Origin of the sequence: Pelagibacterium xiamenense (assembly GCF_021166475.1) — a bacterium.
GTDB classification, from domain to species: domain Bacteria; phylum Pseudomonadota; class Alphaproteobacteria; order Rhizobiales; family Devosiaceae; genus Pelagibacterium; species Pelagibacterium xiamenense.
Map to the genome: position 1 here is coordinate 418,855 of NZ_JAJOYS010000003.1, position 19,921 is coordinate 438,775.

Here is a 19,921-nt window from a genome sequence, read left to right on the forward strand (position 1 = left end):
GAGAGGTTGTCTTTCGTAAGGTCCTCGACGTCGGCATCGAAAAGCGCCGGCACCAACAAAAGGACTTTGCAAAATGACTACGCTCAAGAAATCGGCCCTTCTCGTTCTCGCTACCGGCGTGCTGACCGTCGGCGCACTCGCACCCGCCGCCTACGCACAAGCACCCGCCAACGACTGGCGGGCCGAGCGTATCGAAGGCGGCGACGCCCGCGCCTTTCGTCCCGGCAACATGGGCGGCCAGCGCTTTCAGGGTGGACCGCGCATGCAGGGCGGCATCCTCGCAATGCTGGTAAGCGCACCTGACGCCCAAGCGCTCGATATCGCGGCGGTGCGTCTTACCCACCAGCTCGATCTCACCGGCGACCAGGTCGCCGCGCTGGACGCGCTCAAGACCGCGGCGCTCGAAGCGCGTGAAGACCTTGACGCCGCCCGCGAGGCCATTGCACCGCTCGAGGGCGACCCCACCGCCGAGGACATCACCGCGCGCTATGCCAATATGGTCGCCATGACCACTGCGCGTGCCGAGGCCCTCGAGGCCGTCCAGCCGGCCTTTGAAGCGTTTGTGAATAGCCTCGAGGACGATCAGGTCGCGCTTCTTGCCCCCCAGCACCCCCATCGCCCGGGCCAGGCACCCGATGCCGAACCGGAAGCAGCGACCCAAACCGAATAACCGCCACGTTCCGGCGGCCCGCGCGCATGTCCAGCGGCGCGGGCCGCGCTAAAAATAGGGTTTTGCCGAGACCCGTTTTCAAGGCACACTCCCACCGTTCGCAAATGCCGTGGGGATGCCTCGATATGAAGACTACCGTCGTTCTTGCCTTCTCGGCCTCGTTGATCGCGTTTCCGGCCGCCGGGCAGGACACCAAAGCGGTGACCAAGCTCTTCCAGACGACCTTCCAATCCTCCTGCTACGGCATTGAAGAGGATTTCGGGACGCTCTCGGAAACCCGGTCGTGGGAACTCACCTGGCGCCACGACTACTCGGACACCGACAGCACCGCGACGCTCTACGAATTCTTTTGCGATTCCGGTGCGTACAACGCGAACTACGTCTACTACCTCGTTGACGAGTACGACGGCGCCTTGCCCGTCGCCTTTGCGGTTCCCGAGTTCGATGTCGTTTACGAAGACGACGACTTCGAAGGTGACGTCCTCGATATCCCAATAACCGGCTACGGCGCCCGGCTCGTTCTGACCAACCCTCACTTCGACCCCGAGACCGAAACCATTACCAGTCACTCACTCTGGCGCGGTCTTGGCGACGCATCCTCGAGCGGCACCTGGGTGTTCGACGAGGGGCGCTTCAGGCTTGTCACCTATGACGTCGATCCGAGTTACGATGGCGAGATCAACCCCGAAAGGCTTGTCGATTTCGAGTAGGGAGGAGGAATGGCCGAGCTCAAGACGCGCCCAACGGACCAGAGCGTCGCGGACTTTCTCAATGCGGTCGAGCCCGAACAAAGGCGCAAGGACGCCTGGACAATCCTTGAGATGATGGAGCGCCTGACCGGATCGAAGGCCCGCATGTGGGGATCTTCGATCGTGGGCTTTGGCAGCTACACTTACGTCAATACCACCAGGAAACCGGCGGAATGGCCGCTGATCGGATTCTCTCCGCGCAAGGCGAATCTCACGCTTTACATCATGGCCGGTTTTTCCGCCTATGACGCTCTGATGGCCCGGCTCGGCAAGCACACGACCGGGAAATCCTGCCTCTACGTCAAACGCCTCTCGGACGTCGACCTCGACGTCCTCGAAGACCTGATCGTGCAGTCGATCGGCTATATGCGGGAAACCTACGAAACCCATTGAGGGCGCAAAAGGAAAGAGACCGCAGTGCCGGGCGGACAACTGCGGCCTCCCCTAGATCAGGCTCCCGCTGCGCTGTTGAGGGCTTGGGGGACAACAACGGAAGCCTTTGGTCTGCCGGTGCATGGGCTCGTTTGCCGTGCCAGCAGACACCATTGATATCGGGAGCCAATGCGGCGGGATAAAGTCCCATCACCGAACTGTGATTTCGCTATCGGGTAGCGCGCCGTCCTTGCGCGAGCGCTTTTAAACTGTCATGGCTAGGGGTTAAACCAAAAGCAAGAACAAGGAAAATCTGTATGAAGCTCGTTACGCCAGCGGCCCTGCCTCTCAAAGCCTTCACCGATCCGGTCCAGGCGTGGGAATATGCCTGCGAAATCTACGACCGCAATACGGCCTTCATTCAGGAGCATCTGCGCAATCTGACCAAGGGCATCGTTCCGCCGGGCAAGGTACGCGCGCACTACCCGAAGGTGCAGGTCACCTCGACGAGCTATCTGCAACAGGCGTCCTCGCGCGCCGCCTACGGCTTCCTCCACAGCCCGGGTCTCTACCAGACCACGCTGACCCAGCCGCATCTCTTCAAGAAATACCTCATCGAGAATTTCGAGCTGATCCTCAAGAACCACTCGGTCGAGATCGAGATCGGCGAATCCGAAACCCCCATAGCGCTGCATTTCGCCGTGGACCCGACCGAGCGCGTCGAGGGTGACGTTCTGTTGGACCTCGGCGTGCCACTGCGCGATCTTTTCGATGCGCCCGATCTTACACACATGGACGATGAGATCGCGAACGGAACCCTGATTCCGCCCGCCGGAGGTCCTTACCCGCTTGCCGCGTTCACCGCGCCCCGGGTCGACTATTCGCTGCAGCGGCTCAGCCACTACATGGCTTCGACACCCGAGCATTTCCAGAATTTCGTGATCTTCACGAACTACCAGTTCTATATCGAGGAGTTCACCCGCCTCGCCCATCAATGGATGGAGGAAGGCCACGAGGGCTACGACTCCTTCGTCGAGCCGGGCAACGTGGTGACTCTCAACAAGCGTCTTGGCGGCGGCACCACGGGGACCCATCCAAGCCGGCAGTCCCAGATGCCCGCTTACCACCTCACGGCGCCGAGCGGCCGCGGCATAACGATGATCAATATCGGCGTTGGCCCCTCCAACGCCAAGACTGCGACGGATCACATCGCCGTCCTGCGCCCGCACGCCTGGCTGATGCTCGGCCACTGCGCCGGCCTGCGCAACTCCCAGTCGCTCGGCGACTATGTGCTTGCGCACGCCTATGTCCGCGAGGACCACGTTCTCGACGACGACCTGCCCGTCACAGTGCCGATCCCGGCGCTCGCCGAAGTCCAGCTCGCGCTCCAGGACGCCGTTGCCGAAATCACCCATCTCGAAGGACTTGAGACCAAGTCGATCATGCGCACGGGCACGGTCTTCACCATCGACAATCGCAACTGGGAGCTGCGCGATCAGTCCGAGATCACCCGCCGGCTGTCCCAGTCCCGCGCCGTCGCGCTCGACATGGAAAGCGCGACCATCGCGGCCAACGGCTTCCGCTTCCGCGTCCCATACGGCACGCTTCTGTGCGTATCCGACAAACCGTTGCACGGCGAACTCAAGCTCCCCGGGATGGCCTCGGATTTCTACCGCACCCAGGTCAACCGGCACCTCCTGATCGGCCTGAAGGCGATGGAAATCCTGCGCAACCAGCCAGTCGAACGGCTCCATTCGCGCAAGCTGCGCTCCTTCGCGGAAACCGCGTTCCAATAACGAAAAAGGGCGCCAACCGGCGCCCTTCTCTCTCTGTCTTTTCGCTGCCCTCAGGCGTCGTAGTCGAGCGCTTCGTTGACGGTAATCGCCGTCATGTTGACGATGCCGCGGCTGGTCACCGACGGCGCCAGGATATGCGCCGGGCTGGCCGTGCCCATCAGAATCGGCCCGACCGCAAGCGCGTTGTTCATTTCCTTGAGCAGCGTCATCGAAAGGTTCGCACTTTCAAGGTTCGGGAACAGCAGAAGATTGGCCTCGCCCTTGAGCACTGAATCCGGCACATAGCGCTCGCGCAAAACCTGATTGAGCGCCAGGTCGCCCTGCATTTCGCCCTCGACCACCATGTCCGGAGCCGCATCCTTGAGCATCTGATAGGCCTTCTTCATCTTCTCGGCCGTCTCGCCCTCGCGCGAACCGAAGTTCGAATAGCTCAAGAGCGCAGCCCGGGCCTCGAGATGGAAGCGTTTGAGGTGATCGCGTGCCTGCAGTCCGATCGAGACGATCTCCTCGGCTGTCGGATCCATGCTCACATAGGTGTCCGAAAGGAAGAACACGCCCCGCGGCATGATGAGCATGGAAAGCGCGGAGACGTCGTTGGCGCCATCGGCCAGCCCGATCACCGACTTGATATCGCGCACATGCTTGATGTAGCGCCCCTCGAGCCCGCAGATGAGCCCGTCCGCCTCCCCGCGCTTGACGGCGAGCGCGCCGATTACCGTCGTGTTGGTACGTACGATGGTACGCGCCGTATCCGGCGTCACACCGTTGCGCCCGACCAGCGAATGGAACAGCGACACATACTCGCGATAGCGCGGATCGTCCTCGGGGTTGATGACCTCGAAATCCTTGCCCGGCGTCAGAGACAGCCCGAACCGCTCGATGCGCTGCTCGATGACATAGGGACGCCCGATGAGGATCGGTGACGCAATCCCCTCTTCGAGGATGACCTGCGTTGCGCGCAACACGCGTTCGTCCTCGCCGTCGGCGAAAGCAATGCGCTTGCCCGCCCCCTTCGCGCGCTCGATCATGGGCTTCATCACCATGCCGGAGCGGAAGACGAACTGGTTGAGGCTGTCCTTGTAGGCGTCGAAATCGGTGATCGGCCGCTGGGCAACCCCCGAGTCCATTGCCGCTTTGGCGACGGCCGGCGCGATCCTGAGGATCAGGCGTTGGTCGAAGGGGTTGGGAATGAGGTAGTCCCGCCCGAAGGTTGACGCGCCGCTCGTCGTCGCTTCGAGCACCGGCTCGTGCGCGAGCTGCGCAATCGCGTGCGCGGCGGCGGCCTTCATCTCCTCATTGATCTCCGTCGCCCCGACATCGAGCGCGCCGCGGAAGATGAAGGGGAAACACAGGACGTTGTTGACCTGGTTGGGGTAATCCGACCGGCCCGTACAGATCATCGCATCCGGCCGTGCCGCGATGGCCACCTCCGGCATGATCTCGGGTACGGGATTGGAGAGCGCGAGGATCAGCGGGTCCTTCGCCATGTCCTTGAGCATTTCGGCCTTGAGCGCGCCGGCCGCCGAGAGCCCCAGGAAGATGTCGGCGCCGTCCATGACCTCGGCGAGCGTCGTCTTGTCGCTGTCCTGCGCGAATGCCCCGCGCCAGCGGTCGACGCTGTTGTCGCGGCTCGTTGTCACCAGCCCTTCCCGGTCGGCCACCCAGATGTTTTCGCGCTTGGCGCCCACGGCCATCAACATGTTGAGGCACGCGATTGCCGCCGCCCCGGCGCCCGAAGTACAGATCTTGACCTTGGCGATATCCTTCTTGGCGATCTTGAGCCCGTTGAGCACCGCCGCCGCAACGATGATCGCCGTACCGTGCTGATCGTCGTGAAAGACCGGAATCGGCATGCGCTCCTTGAGAGCCTCTTCGATCTCGAAGCAGTCCGGCGCCTTGATGTCCTCGAGATTGATCCCCCCGAAGGACGGCCACATGGGCGCGACCGTCTCGATGAACTTCTTGGGGTCCTGCTCGTCGATCTCGATATCGATGGAGTCGATGCCGGCGAACTTCTTGAAGAGCACCGCCTTGCCTTCCATCACCGGCTTTGACGCCAGCGCCCCGATATTGCCCAGCCCCAGCACGGCAGTACCGTTGGAGATGACCGCAACGAGATTGGCCCGCGAGGTATAGCGCGCTGCCGCTTCCGGGTTCTCCGCGATTTCCTCGCACGGCGCCGCGACACCTGGCGAATAGGCAAGCGCGAGATCGCGCTGGTTGGCCAACGGCTTGGTCGGTGTGATCTCGACCTTGCCGGGCTTGGGGTAATTGTGGAAATGCAGCGCGGCGTCTCTCAGCGCCTTTTGCGCGTCACGCGGTTCGTCAGTCATGCCGTCTCCTCGGAAAACCGGAGACTTAGGTGCCACCAAACGCGCAAAAAGGGAAGGCTGTTTGCCCTAACTTTTCGTCCAATAGACGCAGGACGTACTGCCTGGTTATGCGGCGATATCCGCGCCGAGATTCGACAACTTTTCCTCGGGCCGCAGCGCGTCCGCAAGCGTCCGGAACGCCGAGAGCTTCATCGGCGGCGCAAAGAGGTACCCCTGCGCCAGGCTGACATCCTTGGCGCGCAGGTAAAGCGCTTGATCCTGCGTTTCGACGCCCTCGGCGATGATCTCGATATCCATGTCCCTGGCCATCGAGATGAGCCCGTCGATAACGGGCACCGGCGTACTGGCGTCCTTGATCATGTCGACGAAGATCTTGTCGATCTTGATGATGTCGATCCCCAGCGTCTGCAGATACGCAAGATTCGAATGCCCCGTCCCCGCATCGTCCATCGCAATGCGTACGCCCAGCTTGTGCATGGACGATATGATACGGTTGGCTGCCACCCGGTCGTCGAGCGGCCGGCGCTCGGTGATCTCGAAAACCAATTGCCGGTATTCGATCCCGCTGCCCTCGAAAATCGAATGGATGTCTTCGACGATCGACCCGTCGCGGAAATGCCCCTCGAAGAGATTGATGGAAACCTTGAAGTCCTTCACGTCGCGGCACAGGTCCTCAAGGTCCACCCGCACCTGCTCCATAAGGCTCAGCGTCATGGGAATGGCCAGTCCGGACATCTCGGCGTAGTCGATAAACGCGCCCGGAGGCACCACTTCGCCATTGCGTTTGACCCAACGGATGAGCACCTCGCAGCCGACGAGCCTTCCCGTTCTCAGGTTGATGACCGGCTGGTAGTAGGGCTTCATTTCGCCCGCAAGAATCGCGCGTTCGAGATCGAACGACGGCAAGCTCGACCGCCGCACGAAATGCAGCGCCATAACGAGGATCATGACCCCTACGAGACACGCCACGATCGTGAACGCGAGATCAAGTTGGGCATAGCCGGGCCGCAGGCTCTCAAAGGACGCGGCCGCTTCCGCCTTGATCGGAATTTCCCCGGCAAACGATCGGGCGAGCAGATAGTCCTGCCGGCCGTCTGCCCCCTCAACGCCCGCATCCCCCCGCGAAAGGATCGGCGTGCCGCTGGTTAGGGAAAGTTGCAGGTAATTGAGGCCATCAAAGAGCGTGCCGCTTTCCAGCGACAGGATCGGCGCCGCCACGACGAGCGCGGACACCATGCGTTGCTCCCCAAATGACTGCGTGACCTTGAGCAGCGGCCGCGGAAAATCCGCAATCTGCACCACGCTGAGCATCTCTGTATGCCCGGGAATGTTCAGGCTCTCCGACAGCACGCGATATTCGACCGTCGTGTCGTAGGCCGCGCAATACTGAACCCCGTCCCGGTTCTCGACCATCACCTGCTTGAGATAGAGATTTCCGATCAATTCGGCGTTGACGTTCGCGAAAAATGTCGGAGTGCACAGCGACGGGCTGGCCGCAAGGATGCGGCGCAGGGACTGGATTGCGTCGTGAACCGCTGCCTGGCTGTCCTGCGTAATGGCATCAACGCGCGTCTGCAGCGCGCTCGTTTCCCGCGCCCGGACATAGGTGTCGAGCATCCCGTCCACCGCAAGGACGGGAATGAAGGCCGCGAATGCAGCCAGCACCAGTAAAATCGTGGGCATACGAATGCGCAAAGGACGGCCAGCCCCGGTTAGCAGTTTTCGCACAATGCTAACCGGCAAGCGTTTACCGGGCTTTAACGCTGATGGCAGACGCCGGTACTCAAGCTTGTTTTTTGGCCTCAGCCGGCAGGTTGACCCGCAGATGCAGTTCACGCAACTGCCGCGCCGAGGCTTCGCTCGGGGCACCGAGCAACAAATCCTCGCCCTGCTGATTCATCGGGAATGCGGTGACCTCGCGCAGGTTATGCTCGTGGCACAATAGCATGACGATTCGGTCGACGCCCGGAGCGATACCACCGTGCGGCGGCGCACCATACTGCAGCGCGCGATACATGCCGCCGAACTGCTGTTCGAGGATCTCCTCGCCATACCCCGCGATGCCGAATGCCTTGCGCATGATATCGGGCCGATGGTTACGAATGGCGCCGGAAGAGAGTTCATAGCCGTTGCAGACGACGTCGTACTGGTACGCCTTGATCGTAAGCGGGTCCTCGTTCTCGAGCGCGTCGAGTTCGCCCTGCGGCATGGAGAATGGATTGTGCGAAAAGTCGACCCGCTTTTCCTCCTCGTTCCATTCGAACATGGGGAAGTCGACGATCCAGCAGAAGGCAAATTGCTCGACGTCGAGCAATTCGAGTTCCGTGCCCACACGCGTGCGCGCAGACCCGGCGAAGGCGTAGAATTTCGCGGGCACGCCGCACACGAAGAAGACCGCATCGCCATCCCCGAGCCCGAGCTGTTCCCGTATCGCGGCGGTCCGTTCCTCGCCGATGTTCTTGGCAATCGGCCCCGAGCCCTGCCCGTCCTTGAAGAAGATGTAGCCGAGCCCCGGTTGTCCTTCGCCCTGCGCCCAGGCATTCATCCTGTCGCAGAACGCGCGCGAGCCACCCGTCGGCGCCGGGATTGCCCAGACCTCGACCTTGGGATCGTTCGCGATCTGACCGGCGAAGACCTTGAATCCGGAATCGCGGAAGTGCTCGGTGACATCCTGCATTTCGATCGGGTTGCGAAGGTCGGGCTTGTCCGAGCCGTATTTGCGGATAGCCTCGGCATAGGGGATGCGCGGGAACTTCTCGGTGACGCGCCAACCGTCGGCGAACTCCTCAAACACCCCGCGCAGCACGGGTTCGACGGCCTGGAAGACGTCTTCCTGAGTGACGAAGCTCATCTCGATATCGAGCTGAGTGAATTCGCCGGCCCGGTCGTGCCGCGCGTCTTCGTCTCGGAAGCACTGGGCGATCTGGAAGTACCGGTCGAACCCGGCAACCATCATCATCTGCTTGAATTGCTGGGGCGCCTGCGGCAGAGCGTAGAACTTGCCCGGATGGAGGCGTGAAGGTACGAGGAAATCGCGCGCGCCTTCAGGGCTCGACGCAGTCAGGATCGGCGTCTGATATTCGGTGAAGCCCTGCTCTACCATACGCCGGCGCAGCGACGAGATCACCTTCGAGCGCACCACGATGTTGCGGTGCAGCCGTTCGCGGCGCAGGTCCAGGAAACGGTATTTGAGCCGAGTCTCCTCAGGATACTCCTGATCCCCAAAAACCGGCATGGGCAATTCGCCCGCGGTGCCGAGCACTTCAATCTCGCGGATAAACACCTCGACCGCCCCCGTCGGCAGGTTCGGGTTCACCGTATCGGGGGTCCGTGCCTTGACCTCGCCGTCAACCCGCACCACCCATTCGGCGCGTAGCGTTTCGGCGAGCGCGAAAGCAGGAGAATCGGGGTCCACCACGCATTGGGTGATCCCGTAGTGGTCGCGCAGATCGATGAACAGCAGCCCGCCATGGTCGCGGATACGGTGCACCCAGCCCGACAGGCGCGCATTGCTCCCCACATCGGCTGCTTTGAGTTGGGCGCAAGTGTGCGAACGATAGCGATGCGTCATCGGAGTCTTTCCAGAACGGAGTGGGGAATTCGCGGGCGAAAAGCGCATGACGCGCCCGAAATGTCAAGCATACTGATCGCTTGGAACTATGCGTGGCGCGCCCAACCTGTTAACACCGCCATGATACATTTTGAATCGGATTTAGTTTTGTAATGCAGGTCATCACATCGACGCGGGCGCTCGAGGCGTTCTGCAAGGATGCTGCCGGATACGATTTCGTCACCGTAGACACCGAATTCCTCCGCGAAACCACCTATTGGCCCAAGCTGTGCCTGATTCAGGCAGCGACACCGGACCGCGCGGTCATCATCGACCCGCTGGCCGACGGCATCGATCTTGCCCCGTTCGCCGAACTGCTGGCCAACAGCCTCGTCACCAAGGTTTTCCACGCCGCTCGGCAGGATATCGAAATCTTCGTCAAACTGTTCGGCGCCGTGCCCCACCCGATCTTCGATACCCAGATCGCCGCCAGCGTCTGCGGCCACGGCGACTCGGTTTCCTACGACAATCTCGTCCGCGCCGTCGTCGGCACCCAGATCGACAAGAGCTCGCGCTTCACCGACTGGGCCGCGCGTCCGCTCTCGGAAAAGCAGCTCACCTACGCGCTCGCCGACGTCACCCATCTGCGCGACATCTATGCCCAACTGCGCGACGAGATCAAAAAGACTCGCCGCAGCAGTTGGGTCGAAGACGAGATGGCGGTGCTTGAAAGCCTCTCGACCTATATCGTCGAGCCCGCCGACGCCTGGAAGCGCTTGAAACTCAAGGTCAGCAAGCCTCGCGACCTCGCCGCCATGCAGGCCATCGCCGCCTGGCGCGAACAGCGCGCCCAGAACAATGACCAGCCGCGCAGCCGCGTCCTCAAGGACGATGCGATCTACGAGCTGGCCCAGCAGCGTCCCACTTCGCCCGAAGCCTTCGACAAGCTCCGCGCCGTGCCGCGCGGCTTCGGCAAATCGTCGGCCGGAAGCGACCTGATCGCCGTGATCAAGGAAGTCGAGGCACGCGACAAGTCGCAACTGCCCGTCGTCCCCCAGCGCCCTAGGGGTCCGTCACCCAAGGGCGCGATCGGCGACCTTCTGCGCGTGCTTTTGAAAGCGGTCGCCGACCGGAACGGCGTCGCGACCCGGATCATCGCCAATTCCGAGGACATTGACGCCATCGTGCTCGACGATGATGCCGATGTACCCGCGCTCAAGGGGTGGCGCCGCAAGCTCTTCGGGGAAAAGGCACTGGCGATCAAGCACGGCCGCCTCGCGCTGGCAGCCACGCGCAAAGGCATTGTCGAGATTGAAATCGAGGCGGATTGATCCGACCTAGCCGACCTTGATCTCGGCGGCCTTGAACCCTGCCTCCTGGGCGAGCTGTTTGTGGCGGCCGTAGAGACGCTCCCCGTCGAGGAACGCGAGGTCGCCGGGCAGATGCAGCACCAGCGCATCGCCCTGCACGCCGAATGACGTCTGCGGCAGTATGCCCGGCATGGCGGCGGTCAGCGGATAGGCGACGCGAAAGAACGCGCCGAGCAGTCGGGCGCGCGCATTGAGCGAGTCGCCCGCAAGTGCCAGAAGCCGCGCCGACGCGCTTTTCTGCTTCAACCCCATGTAGCGGTAGGCCAGCGTCTGCGCGAGAAATGCCCGGCCCGGGTGCCCGATCCCGACGATATCGGAAAACGCCACCATATCGACGCTCTGTTCGCCGCGGTAGTCCGGATGCGCGCGCCACCCAATGTCCGAAATATAGCAGGATGCGATACGCAGCCGCTTTTCGTCGGCAGTTTCCTCTATCCCGATCATGTCGAAGAAAGCCTTGCTGCCTTCAATCAGATCGGACGCGAATTCCGGTGCCCGGGAGCGCAGTGAGGAGATCTCCGCCGTCGCCTGCAATAGCGGATCGGCCGCCTTCTCATCCGGGTCGAGTTGATCGAACAGATACCCCTCACGCACCCCGAGGGCAGAAAAAACGACCTCTTCGAACTCACCGGCGCGAAGGACCTCGGCGAGCACCGCAGCGCCATATGGCAGAAGGCCTTTACGCGCGCGTGACACAATATCCATGCCCGCGACCGGCTTCTTGTCGTCCTTGGTGAGAAGGTCGCACAATTCCAGCATATCCTTGCTCGGCACGGTGTAATCCTGAACCATGTGCAGCGGATACTTCGTCCGGGCCTGATGCAAGCGCGCGAGCGCGCGCCACGTGCCGCCAACCGCACCGAAAGACGTGTGCCGCCCTGACTTGAGGACCTTCGAGCGCGTCAGCCGTTCCCGTGCGATTTCGACGGCGCGCTCCGGCGTCATGTCGCTGTCGTCCTGGAGCCGAATGGCCCCCAGTTCATGGGTTTCCCCCATGTGGTCTTCGCGCCCCGAAACGGCGGCCAGTTCCAGACTGCCCCCGCCCAGATCGCCGATGACGCCGTCGAACGCCGGCATGCCGGCAACCAGCCCAAGCGCCGCATAATGGGCTTCTTCGGCACCCGAGAGCACACGCACCGGAACGCCGATGACCTCCTCGACCGACCGAACGAAGTCGGGCCCGTTTTCGGCCTCGCGCGTCGCCGACGTCGCGATGGCGTGAATGTCGCCGACCTCGGTGAGTTTGCACACCATGGCAAACCGGCGGATCGCCTTCAGCGCCCGCGCCATGCTGTCGTCGGAAAGCTTGCCGGTCGCGGCGACGCCCCGCCCCAGCCCGCTCGCCGATTTTTCGTTGTAAAGAACAGTGAGCGCCCGCGCGAGGCGCTCATAGACCACCAGGCGAACCGAGTTCGACCCAATATCGAGAACCGCGACCGGCTTGGCTCCCGCAATCCGTCCCTGCGCGGCAGGGTCCGACTCAACGCTCCAGAAGCGGATCAACCTGCATCCTCTTCGTCGTCACCATAGTCCCCGTGAAGCGCGCTGCCGCGCCCCGATAGCGAGGGATTCGTCATAAAATAGTCGTGGGCGTTGAATGCTTCCTCACCCTCGGCAGCGTTGATACGCTGCGCCGTTCCGTCAGGAAGCACCTCCCAGCTTTGCTGGTTGTCTCGCAGATTGGCGACCATAATTCTATCGAGAATCTGCTTATGCACAGTCTTGTTCTTGATCGGCACGAGCGTTTCCACGCGCCAGTCGAGATTGCGTGGCATGAGGTCCGCTGACGAAATGTAGACTGCCGCCTCGCGCGAGGGCATCTCGCGGCCGTTGCCGAAGCAATAGATACGCGAGTGCTCGAGGAACCGCCCAACGATCGACTTCACCCGGATATTATCGGAAAAGCCCGGAATGCCCGGCCGCAGGCAGCAGATACCGCGGATGACCAGGTCGATCTTCACCCCAGCCTGGCTGGCGCTGTAAAGCGCGTCGATGATGTCAGGGTCCACCAATGAATTGCACTTGAACCAGATTGTCGCCGGCTCGCCACGGCTCGCAAGCTCAGCCTCGGTCGCGATATGCTCGAGCAATCGCGAGCGAAGCGAAATCGGTGAAATCGCGATCGTTTCGAGTTCGCTCGGGCGCGCATAGCCGGTGATGAAGTTGAATACCCGCGCGACGTCGCGCGTGATCGCCGGATCGGCCGTGAAATAGCTCAGGTCGGTATAGATCTTGGCCGTGACCGGGTGATAGTTGCCCGTGCCCACATGGCAATAAGACACCAACCGCCCCTGCTCGCGACGCACCACCTGGCTTAGCTTGGCGTGGGTCTTGAGTTCGATGAACCCGAAAACGACCTGCACGCCGGCCCGCTCGAGATCCCGCGCCCAGCGGATATTGGCCTCTTCGTCGAACCGCGCCTTGAGCTCGACCAGCGCCGTCACCGACTTGCCGGATTCCGCCGCCGCGATCAGAGCCTTGACGATCGGGGAGTCCTTGCTGGTCCGATAAAGCGTCTGCTTGACCGCAACCACATCGGGGTCCCGCGCCGCCTGCGCGATGAACTGTGCAACGACGTCGAAGCTCTCATAGGGATGGTGGACCACGATATCCTTTTCCCGGATCGCGGCGAAACAGTCGCCGTGATGATCGCGGATGCGCTCCGGGAACCGGGCGTGGTAACGCGGGAACTTGAGCTCCGGCCTGTCGAGATCGCAGATCTTGCCTGCGTCCGCGAGGCCGAGAAACCCGTCAACCTCGAACGTATCTTCAACCGTGACGTGCAACTCCTCGGCAATCAGCCGCTTCAGCGAGCGCGGCATCGAACGGTCGATCTCAAGCCGGATCACCTGGCCACGCCGGCGCTGGCGCAGCGCCGATTCGAACTCGACCACGAGGTCGGCCGCTTCGTCGTCGATTTCGATCTCGCTGTCGCGCACCACCCGGAATCCGCCCGAGCCCACCACCGTGTAGCCGGGGAAGATCTTGTGAAAGAAGACTTTCACCATGGTCTCGACCGTAACCATCTCGACCCGCCGGTCGGATATCGCATGCGTCGGCAGCTTGATGAAGCGGTCGAGATTGGCGGGAATACGCACAAGCGCGTTGAGCCGCGACCCGTCCGATACCCGATCGAGCTGGAACGCCAGCGAGAACCCCAGATTGGGAATGAACGGGAACGGATGCGCCGGATCGATGGCAATCGGGGTCAGGACTGGGAAGATTTCCTCGCGAAAGATCGTCTGCAGGAAATCCACCTGCTCGGAGGTGAGGTCCTCCTCCTCGTGCAGGACGATGTTGTGCTCGGCGAGTTCCTCACGGATCGACTGCCACTGGTCCTGCTGTTCGAGATGCAGGTGCTGGGCGAGCGTGGCGATTTCTTCGAGCTGCTCGGTTGGCGTCATCCCGTCCGAGCTCTCGCGCGGCAGTCCCGCCCGAAGCTGCCCCTTCAGCCCGGCGACGCGAACCATGAAGAACTCGTCGAGATTGTTCGCCGAAATCGAAACGAACCGCAGCCGCTCAAGGAGCGGGTGATTTTGGTTCTGCGCCTCTTCGAGGACACGCATATTGAATTGAAGCCAGGAGACTTCGCGGTTCACGAACCGGGCCGGGCTCTCACGCAGCGCCGAGATATCCGGGGTGGTGTCCTCGACCAGATGTTCGTTCTGCACCATTTCAACCATAATAGCGTCCTCAGCTTTCCGTGTCCGGTTTGTCCGCGCGGGCAGCGGCACGCAGCGCCAGCGCCTCGGCGGCGATCGCGCGCGTTACCGCCCGGCCGCGCGACAGCGCGAGCCGATCTGCGATCGAAACCAGAGCGACGACTTCCTCACTTGACCGCTCCATGCGCGCTACGAGATAGGAAATCACCTTCGGATCGACCGACAACTGCCTGTCGGCAAACAGTTTCACCATCATCTGCGACAACAAGATGTCATCGGGCGCCGTTAATGAGAACCACGCGGCCAGCCGCGCACGCGACTTGACGTCATTGGTCCGGTAGGGCCATTCGGCGATCGGCGACCGCGCGGTCATCAGCAGCGGCCGTTCGTCGCGCATCGACTGGTTGAGCAAGTGAAAGAGCCCCACCTCGTCATAACCGGCACGATCGATATCCTCGACGAGCACGGGCCGTGTCCCGCCTTCGGCCGCAAGGCTCTCGACCGCATCGGGTTCGGCTGCCACCGCGTCCGCCTGCGCCAGCCAGATCCGTGCAAGGTGTGATTTCCCCGATTTTGCAGCCCCTTCGACGAGCGCCAACGGCGCGGGCCAGTCGGGAAAGGCGCAAACGTGCTCGAAAGCGAGATGATTGCCCTCGCACACCATAAAATCGTCGGCGGTCTGCGCGGCGACGTGCCCGAGATTCAGAACCAGTTGCGTCTTGCCCTCAGGCCACACGCCCGGGTCGGCATCTTCGGCAATCATGGGCTTAACCGATTTTGCCTGCATCGTCCTTCTCCGCGCCCTGTCTGGACTGCAGAACCTTGTAGTCGGGGTCATAAAGGGGGCTGTTCTTGTATTTGGTCACCGCCCAGCGCATCAACACCCCGGAAATCGCCGCGAGCGGCACGGCCACGATAACACCGACGGCGCCGAACAACACGGCAAAGGCGAAAAGCGCGAACATCAGCCAGACCGGATGCACACCGATACTCGACCCGACGAGTTTGGGATAAAGGATGTTGCCCTCGAGAAACTGCCCGAAGAGATAGATCGCGAGGATGATCGATATGGGTATCCAGTCCGGCCAGAACTGAACCAGCGCAACCCCGATCGAAAGCACGAACCCGATCAGCGCCCCGACATAGGGAATAAAGCTGAAAAGCCCGGCAATAATCCCGATCGCGAGCCCGAAGCTCAGACCCGCCAGCGACAGCGCCGCGCCATAGTAAATCGCGAGAATGAGAACCACGGTCCCCTGCCCGCGCACAAACCCCGCCAGCGCCACGTCCATGTCGGCAAAAAGCGCGCGGATTTCCGCCTTGTGCTTGGGTGGGAACAGGTTGTCGACACTTTCGACCATCTTCTGCCAGTCCACCAGCACGTAGAACGCCACCACCGGCGTCACGATCATGATGCCCACGGTATTGAAGATGCTCACGCTCGATTGGACAATCTGGCCGGTGATGTTGGTGAGCATGCCGATGCTGTCGGAAAACATCTGCTCGAGCCCGCGCTCGAGCTCAAGCATGCGGTCCGTGCCGATCCATTGCTCGAGCCTTGGCGCCTGGGTCGCGATGAACTCCTGCAACTGCTCGACATAGCCCGGCAGGTTCCGCAGCAATCCGAACGCCTGCTGGAGGATCAACGGAACGATCAGCAGGACCGCCGCGATAACCAGGAGCACCACCAACAGAAGGACAAAAAGCGTTCCGATGGCGCGGCGCACATGGTGCTTTTCCAGCCACTCAACGATCGGGTTGAGCAGATAAGCGAGCGTGATCCCGATCACGAAGGGCAACAGGATGCCCCGGAATACCCACAGCAGGACCCCGGTGACCGCCAGAAGGAGGACCCAGGCCTTGATCTGATTCTGCAGTGTCATGCGGGGACGATCCTTGCGTGATGCGCGGCGAGCCGCTATCAGCCTTCGATTATAGCCCCCATGCGAGGCGATCAACGTCAATCTGTTGCCCTGGGCAAAAGCTGTGGGCAGCACAGTGGAAATGGTCCTGACCCATGTCCGACTCACCCTTGGTGCCACCAAACGGCCTCTCGTACAAGCAGGCCGGGGTCGATATCGACGCCGGCAACGCCCTTGTCGAGGCGATCAAGCCTGCGGTCAAATCCACCCGCCGGCCCGGCGCGGACGGCGAGATCGGCGGCTTCGGTGGACTGTTCGATTTGAAGGCTGCCGGCTTTGCCGACCCGATTCTCGTAGCCGCCAATGACGGGGTCGGCACCAAGCTGCGCATCGCCATCGACGCAGGCGTGCACAATACCGTCGGCATCGACCTGGTCGCCATGTGTGTCAACGACATCGTCGTCCAGGGCGCCGAACCGCTCTTCTTCCTCGACTATTTCGCCACCGGAGCGCTCAATGTCGAGCAAGGCACGGCGATCGTCGAGGGCATTGCCGAAGGCTGCCGGCAGGCCGGGTGCGCGCTACTCGGTGGCGAAACCGCAGAAATGCCCGGTATGTACGCGGGCGACGACTACGACCTCGCCGGCTTTGCCGTCGGAGCCGCCGAACGTAGCGCCCTCCTGCCCCGCAAGGACATCACCGCCGGCGACAAGCTCGTTGCCATCGCATCCTCCGGCGTACACTCGAACGGCTTTTCGCTTGTGCGCAAGATCGTCGACATGTCCGGCATCTCGTGGTCCGATCCGGCGCCCTTCGCGCCCGAACGGAGCCTGGGCGAGGCTCTCCTCACACCGACCAGGATCTACGTCAAACCCATCCTTGCCGCCCTCAAGGCGGGCCTCTCGATCAAGGCGCTGGCCCACATCACAGGCGGCGGCTTTCAGGAGAACATCCCGCGCGTGTTGCCCGCACACCTCGCCGCGCGCGTGGAACTCGGCGCCGTAACCGTGCCCGCCGTCTTTGGCTGGCTCGCCAAATCCGGCGGCATCGCCGAGCGCGAAATGCTGCGCACGTTCAACTGCGGCGTGGGCATGCTCGTCGCCGTCGGAGCCCAGGACGCAGCTGCGCTTGTCGACCGTCTCAATGCCGAGGGCGAAACCGCCGCGATCGTCGGTGACCTCGTTGAGAGGTCCGGCGAGGCGGTCGAATTCTCGGGCACGCTTGACCTATGAGCGGCAAAAAACGCGTCGCAATTCTGATTTCCGGGCGCGGCTCGAACATGACGGCCCTGATCGAGGCGGCCAGGAATGCCGACTACCCGGCGCAGATCGTCGGCGTCTTTTCCAACCGGGCCGCCGCGCCGGGGCTCGAATACGCCCGTGCCGAAGGCATCCCGACGGCGACGCTCGCACAAAGCAAATTCGAAACCCGCCTCGATTTCGAAAACGCGCTCACCGCAATCCTCGAGGGCTGGCGCGTGGACTATGTCTGCCTCGCGGGCTTCATGCGCATCCTCACCAGGGAATTCACGACCCGCTGGTTGGGCAAGGCCATCAATATCCACCCCTCGCTCCTGCCCAAATACAAGGGCCTCGATACCCACGCCCGCGCCATCGCCGCGGGCGACCTCGAACACGGCTGCTCGGTCCACTTCGTCACCCCGGGGCTCGACGAGGGTCCTGTCATCGCCCAGGCCCGCGTCCCGATCCAGCCCGGCGACACGCCGGAAGTCCTTGCTGCGCGCGTCCTCGTCGAAGAACACAAGCTCTACCCCCGTGCGCTCGGCATGCTTGCCGCAGGCGAGATTGCATTGGACACGGGGCTCAATAAGGTGCGGCCGCTCGACGCGTAAAAACCGGGTCGCATCCATCACCGGCATTGATATCTGACATCGCCAATTGTGCTTCGACTTTCACGAATGCGAGGCATACGGTTTGCTGTTCAACGGCTCAAAGGATGCCCAATGGCATTTCGCGACTGGCTCTGGATCATCGCCCTGGGCGCCATCTGGGGTTGCTCCTTCATCTTCAACGCTGTGCTGATCCGGGAACTCGGCCCCTTGTGGGTCTCGGGGTTCCGCGTCGGGATTGCCGCCATCGGCTGCTGGGGCATCCAGTTCGCGTTGCGCAAACCATTGCCCCGCGATGCCCGGTTGTGGGTGCAACTGGGGCTCCTCGGCGCCCTGTCCTATGCCCTGCCTTTCGGCCTCTTTCCGCTGGCCCAGGCACACCTCGCCAGCGGTGTTGCGGCGATTATCAACGCGCTCACACCGGTCATGACCGTCATCGTCTCCCATTTCTGGATCGGTGGCGAAAAGGCCACCCGATGGAAAAGCCTTGGCGTCGTTTTCGGCTTCACCGGCGCGGTTATTCTGGCCTCCCCCGCGTTGGCTAGCGGCGGCAATTCCAGCCTCTGGGCCATGGGTGCCTGCCTGCTCGCAACGCTCTGCTACGCGTTGGCGCTCAACATCAACCGCAGCTTCAAGCACGTCGAACCCATGACCTTCGCGACCCTCGCCTTTACGGGCGCCAGCTTGGCAGCCATCCCCGTTGCCCTCATCGGCGAAGGCGTCCCCACCCCCACGCTCCCCGAGACATGGTTCTCCGCGCTCGCCATAGGGCTTATCTCAACCGCCTTCACCTTCCAGATCATGTACCGCATCCTGCCGCGCGTCGGCGCCACGAATTTCGCCACGACCACGCTCATCGCCCCGGTCTCCGCGATCATCCTCGGCGTGAGCCTTTTGGGCGAAGTGATTCTGCCCACGCACATTTTGGGCATGCTTGTGATTTTTACCGGCCTGCTGCTGATCGACGGCCGCCTGCCGAAATGGCTGGGGCTGCAACGCGCACGCGCGCTATGACCGCTCCGGCCACGTCTCGGGCCGGGGTGGCACAGGCGTGGGTTCGGGCGGTATTTCCGGGTAGGGCTCGCTAGGCTGCCCCGGCTCCACGGGCGGCTGCGGGTCGTGCGGATTGGGAACCGGGCTGTCGGGACGCGGCGGAACCGGATCGGGGCCCGGCTGCGGCGGAACCGGATTGGGCTCTGGCGCTGGCCTCGTCATCGTAAACCTCCTTTGGGTAGCGTACGAAAAACGAACACACGCGCCGGGCCGTTCCCGGACCTAGTGTTCTGTCGGCGTTGAAATATCCACGACCACGCCGTTGGGATCGCGTAAAATCATCTGGGTTTGCCCGTAGTCGAGCGGCGTTGGTTCCTGAACGACGTCAGCACCCATCCTCCGCGCCTCCAGGAATGCCTGCTCGACATCGTCGACGACCAATGTCAAATAGCCACCGGCGAACATCCCGCGCGATGCCGTCGGCACGACCCGGTGGACTTCGTCGATGATCCCAAGCTCATAATTGAGTGCTCCGTCTCCGAGCCCGCCATCGGGTGAGAGGACGATATACCAATCGCTGGTGTAGATGCGCTTGAGGCCGCAAAGCGTCTCGTAGAACGCCGCCGTCTCCTCGATATCCTTGGCAAGGATGTTGAAGATAATGCGATTTGTGCGCTGCGTCATGACGTGCTCCCTTCGCCCTCGCGGACCCGGA

At 62.4% G+C, this 19,921-nt stretch carries 16 protein-coding genes; 8 read left to right on the forward strand and 8 right to left on the reverse strand.

Going from position 1 to position 19,921, the window contains the following annotated elements; all coding sequences use genetic code 11:
* Positions 1 to 73: 73 nt before the first annotated feature.
* The 4 genes from LSG43_RS14650 (at position 74) to LSG43_RS14665 (ending at position 3,587) form a co-directional block, all read left to right on the forward strand.
* Positions 74 to 670: a Spy/CpxP family protein refolding chaperone gene (locus LSG43_RS14650; RefSeq protein WP_231805491.1), complete on the forward strand. Its 597-nt coding sequence runs from the start codon at positions 74 to 76 to the stop codon at positions 668 to 670.
* A 125-nt stretch (positions 671 to 795) separates the two neighbouring features.
* Positions 796 to 1,380 carry a DUF1176 domain-containing protein gene (locus tag LSG43_RS14655; RefSeq protein ID WP_231805493.1) on the forward strand — a complete coding sequence of 195 codons (585 nt, stop codon included), beginning with the start codon at positions 796 to 798 and terminating at the stop codon, positions 1,378 to 1,380.
* A 9-nt stretch (positions 1,381 to 1,389) separates the two neighbouring features.
* A complete protein-coding gene (locus LSG43_RS14660; RefSeq protein WP_231805495.1) occupies positions 1,390 to 1,812 on the forward strand; it encodes a DUF1801 domain-containing protein in 423 nt (140 codons plus the stop codon).
* A gap of 296 nt (positions 1,813 to 2,108) precedes the next feature.
* The gene (locus LSG43_RS14665; protein WP_231805497.1) at positions 2,109 to 3,587 is read left to right on the forward strand and encodes an AMP nucleosidase; all 1,479 of its coding nucleotides are present in this window, start codon (positions 2,109 to 2,111) and stop codon (positions 3,585 to 3,587) included.
* Positions 3,588 to 3,637: 50 nt separating this feature from the next.
* Here LSG43_RS14665 and LSG43_RS14670 read toward each other — a convergent pair whose 3' ends face one another.
* From LSG43_RS14670 to aspS, 3 genes are all read right to left on the reverse strand, one after another.
* Positions 3,638 to 5,920, reverse strand: a complete 2,283-nt coding sequence (locus tag LSG43_RS14670; protein ID WP_231805499.1) for an NADP-dependent malic enzyme — start codon at positions 5,918 to 5,920, stop codon at positions 3,638 to 3,640.
* Between the two features lie 105 nt (positions 5,921 to 6,025).
* The gene (locus LSG43_RS14675; RefSeq protein WP_231805501.1) at positions 6,026 to 7,603 is read right to left on the reverse strand and encodes an EAL domain-containing protein; all 1,578 of its coding nucleotides are present in this window, start codon (positions 7,601 to 7,603) and stop codon (positions 6,026 to 6,028) included.
* Between the two features lie 100 nt (positions 7,604 to 7,703).
* Positions 7,704 to 9,491, reverse strand: a complete 1,788-nt coding sequence (aspS, locus tag LSG43_RS14680; RefSeq protein WP_231805503.1) for an aspartate--tRNA ligase — start codon at positions 9,489 to 9,491, stop codon at positions 7,704 to 7,706.
* 152 nt (positions 9,492 to 9,643) lie between these two features.
* Here aspS and rnd point away from each other — a divergent pair, with 152 nt between their 5' ends.
* Positions 9,644 to 10,801: a ribonuclease D gene (gene rnd / locus LSG43_RS14685; protein WP_231805505.1), complete on the forward strand. Its 1,158-nt coding sequence runs from the start codon at positions 9,644 to 9,646 to the stop codon at positions 10,799 to 10,801.
* 6 nt (positions 10,802 to 10,807) lie between these two features.
* On the opposite strand, the gene LSG43_RS14690 is transcribed toward rnd, so the two are convergent.
* The 4 genes from LSG43_RS14690 to LSG43_RS14705 are packed head-to-tail and all read right to left on the reverse strand — an operon-like array spanning position 10,808 to position 16,385.
* Positions 10,808 to 12,343, reverse strand: a complete 1,536-nt coding sequence (locus tag LSG43_RS14690) for a Ppx/GppA family phosphatase (protein ID WP_231805507.1) — start codon at positions 12,341 to 12,343, stop codon at positions 10,808 to 10,810.
* Positions 12,340 to 14,523 carry an RNA degradosome polyphosphate kinase gene (locus LSG43_RS14695; protein ID WP_439652039.1) on the reverse strand — a complete coding sequence of 728 codons (2,184 nt, stop codon included), beginning with the start codon at positions 14,521 to 14,523 and terminating at the stop codon, positions 12,340 to 12,342. Before LSG43_RS14695 ends, LSG43_RS14690 begins: the two co-directional genes overlap by 4 nt.
* A 10-nt stretch (positions 14,524 to 14,533) precedes the next feature.
* Entirely contained in the window at positions 14,534 to 15,289 is a 756-nt protein-coding gene (locus LSG43_RS14700) for a P-loop NTPase family protein (protein ID WP_231805509.1), read from the reverse strand.
* Complete coding sequence (locus tag LSG43_RS14705) at positions 15,270 to 16,385, reverse strand: AI-2E family transporter (protein ID WP_231805511.1); 1,116 nt, start codon at positions 16,383 to 16,385, stop codon at positions 15,270 to 15,272. Before LSG43_RS14705 ends, LSG43_RS14700 begins: the two co-directional genes overlap by 20 nt.
* Before the next feature lie 134 nt (positions 16,386 to 16,519).
* On the opposite strand from LSG43_RS14705, the gene purM reads away from it, so the two are divergent.
* From purM to LSG43_RS14720, 3 genes are all read left to right on the forward strand, one after another.
* The gene (gene purM / locus LSG43_RS14710) at positions 16,520 to 17,596 is read left to right on the forward strand and encodes a phosphoribosylformylglycinamidine cyclo-ligase (protein ID WP_231805513.1); all 1,077 of its coding nucleotides are present in this window, start codon (positions 16,520 to 16,522) and stop codon (positions 17,594 to 17,596) included.
* Positions 17,593 to 18,216: a phosphoribosylglycinamide formyltransferase gene (purN, locus tag LSG43_RS14715; protein WP_231805515.1), complete on the forward strand. Its 624-nt coding sequence runs from the start codon at positions 17,593 to 17,595 to the stop codon at positions 18,214 to 18,216. Before purM ends, purN begins: the two co-directional genes overlap by 4 nt.
* A gap of 111 nt (positions 18,217 to 18,327) precedes the next feature.
* Positions 18,328 to 19,227 (forward strand): DMT family transporter, encoded by a 900-nt coding sequence (locus LSG43_RS14720; protein WP_231805517.1) that lies wholly within the window; start codon positions 18,328 to 18,330, stop codon positions 19,225 to 19,227.
* Between the two features lie 261 nt (positions 19,228 to 19,488).
* Here LSG43_RS14720 and LSG43_RS14725 read toward each other — a convergent pair whose 3' ends face one another.
* The gene (locus LSG43_RS14725; protein WP_231805519.1) at positions 19,489 to 19,890 is read right to left on the reverse strand and encodes a VOC family protein; all 402 of its coding nucleotides are present in this window, start codon (positions 19,888 to 19,890) and stop codon (positions 19,489 to 19,491) included.
* Positions 19,891 to 19,921: the final 31 nt, after the last annotated feature.

Coding starts and splice junctions, on each gene's coding strand:
- LSG43_RS14720 (WP_231805517.1), top strand. CDS start 18,328: ATGGCATTTCGCGACTGGCTCTGGATCATCGCCCTGGGCGCCATCTGG.
- LSG43_RS14725 (WP_231805519.1), bottom strand. CDS start 19,890: ATGACGCAGCGCACAAATCGCATTATCTTCAACATCCTTGCCAAGGAT.
- LSG43_RS14700 (WP_231805509.1), bottom strand. CDS start 15,289: ATGCAGGCAAAATCGGTTAAGCCCATGATTGCCGAAGATGCCGACCCG.
- rnd (WP_231805505.1), top strand. CDS start 9,644: ATGCAGGTCATCACATCGACGCGGGCGCTCGAGGCGTTCTGCAAGGAT.
- LSG43_RS14705 (WP_231805511.1), bottom strand. CDS start 16,385: ATGACACTGCAGAATCAGATCAAGGCCTGGGTCCTCCTTCTGGCGGTC.
- LSG43_RS14670 (WP_231805499.1), bottom strand. CDS start 5,920: ATGACTGACGAACCGCGTGACGCGCAAAAGGCGCTGAGAGACGCCGCG.
- LSG43_RS14655 (WP_231805493.1), top strand. CDS start 796: ATGAAGACTACCGTCGTTCTTGCCTTCTCGGCCTCGTTGATCGCGTTT.
- purN (WP_231805515.1), top strand. CDS start 17,593: ATGAGCGGCAAAAAACGCGTCGCAATTCTGATTTCCGGGCGCGGCTCG.
- purM (WP_231805513.1), top strand. CDS start 16,520: ATGTCCGACTCACCCTTGGTGCCACCAAACGGCCTCTCGTACAAGCAG.
- LSG43_RS14660 (WP_231805495.1), top strand. CDS start 1,390: ATGGCCGAGCTCAAGACGCGCCCAACGGACCAGAGCGTCGCGGACTTT.
- LSG43_RS14695 (WP_439652039.1), bottom strand. CDS start 14,523: ATGGTTGAAATGGTGCAGAACGAACATCTGGTCGAGGACACCACCCCG.
- aspS (WP_231805503.1), bottom strand. CDS start 9,491: ATGACGCATCGCTATCGTTCGCACACTTGCGCCCAACTCAAAGCAGCC.
- LSG43_RS14675 (WP_231805501.1), bottom strand. CDS start 7,603: ATGCCCACGATTTTACTGGTGCTGGCTGCATTCGCGGCCTTCATTCCC.
- LSG43_RS14665 (WP_231805497.1), top strand. CDS start 2,109: ATGAAGCTCGTTACGCCAGCGGCCCTGCCTCTCAAAGCCTTCACCGAT.
- LSG43_RS14650 (WP_231805491.1), top strand. CDS start 74: ATGACTACGCTCAAGAAATCGGCCCTTCTCGTTCTCGCTACCGGCGTG.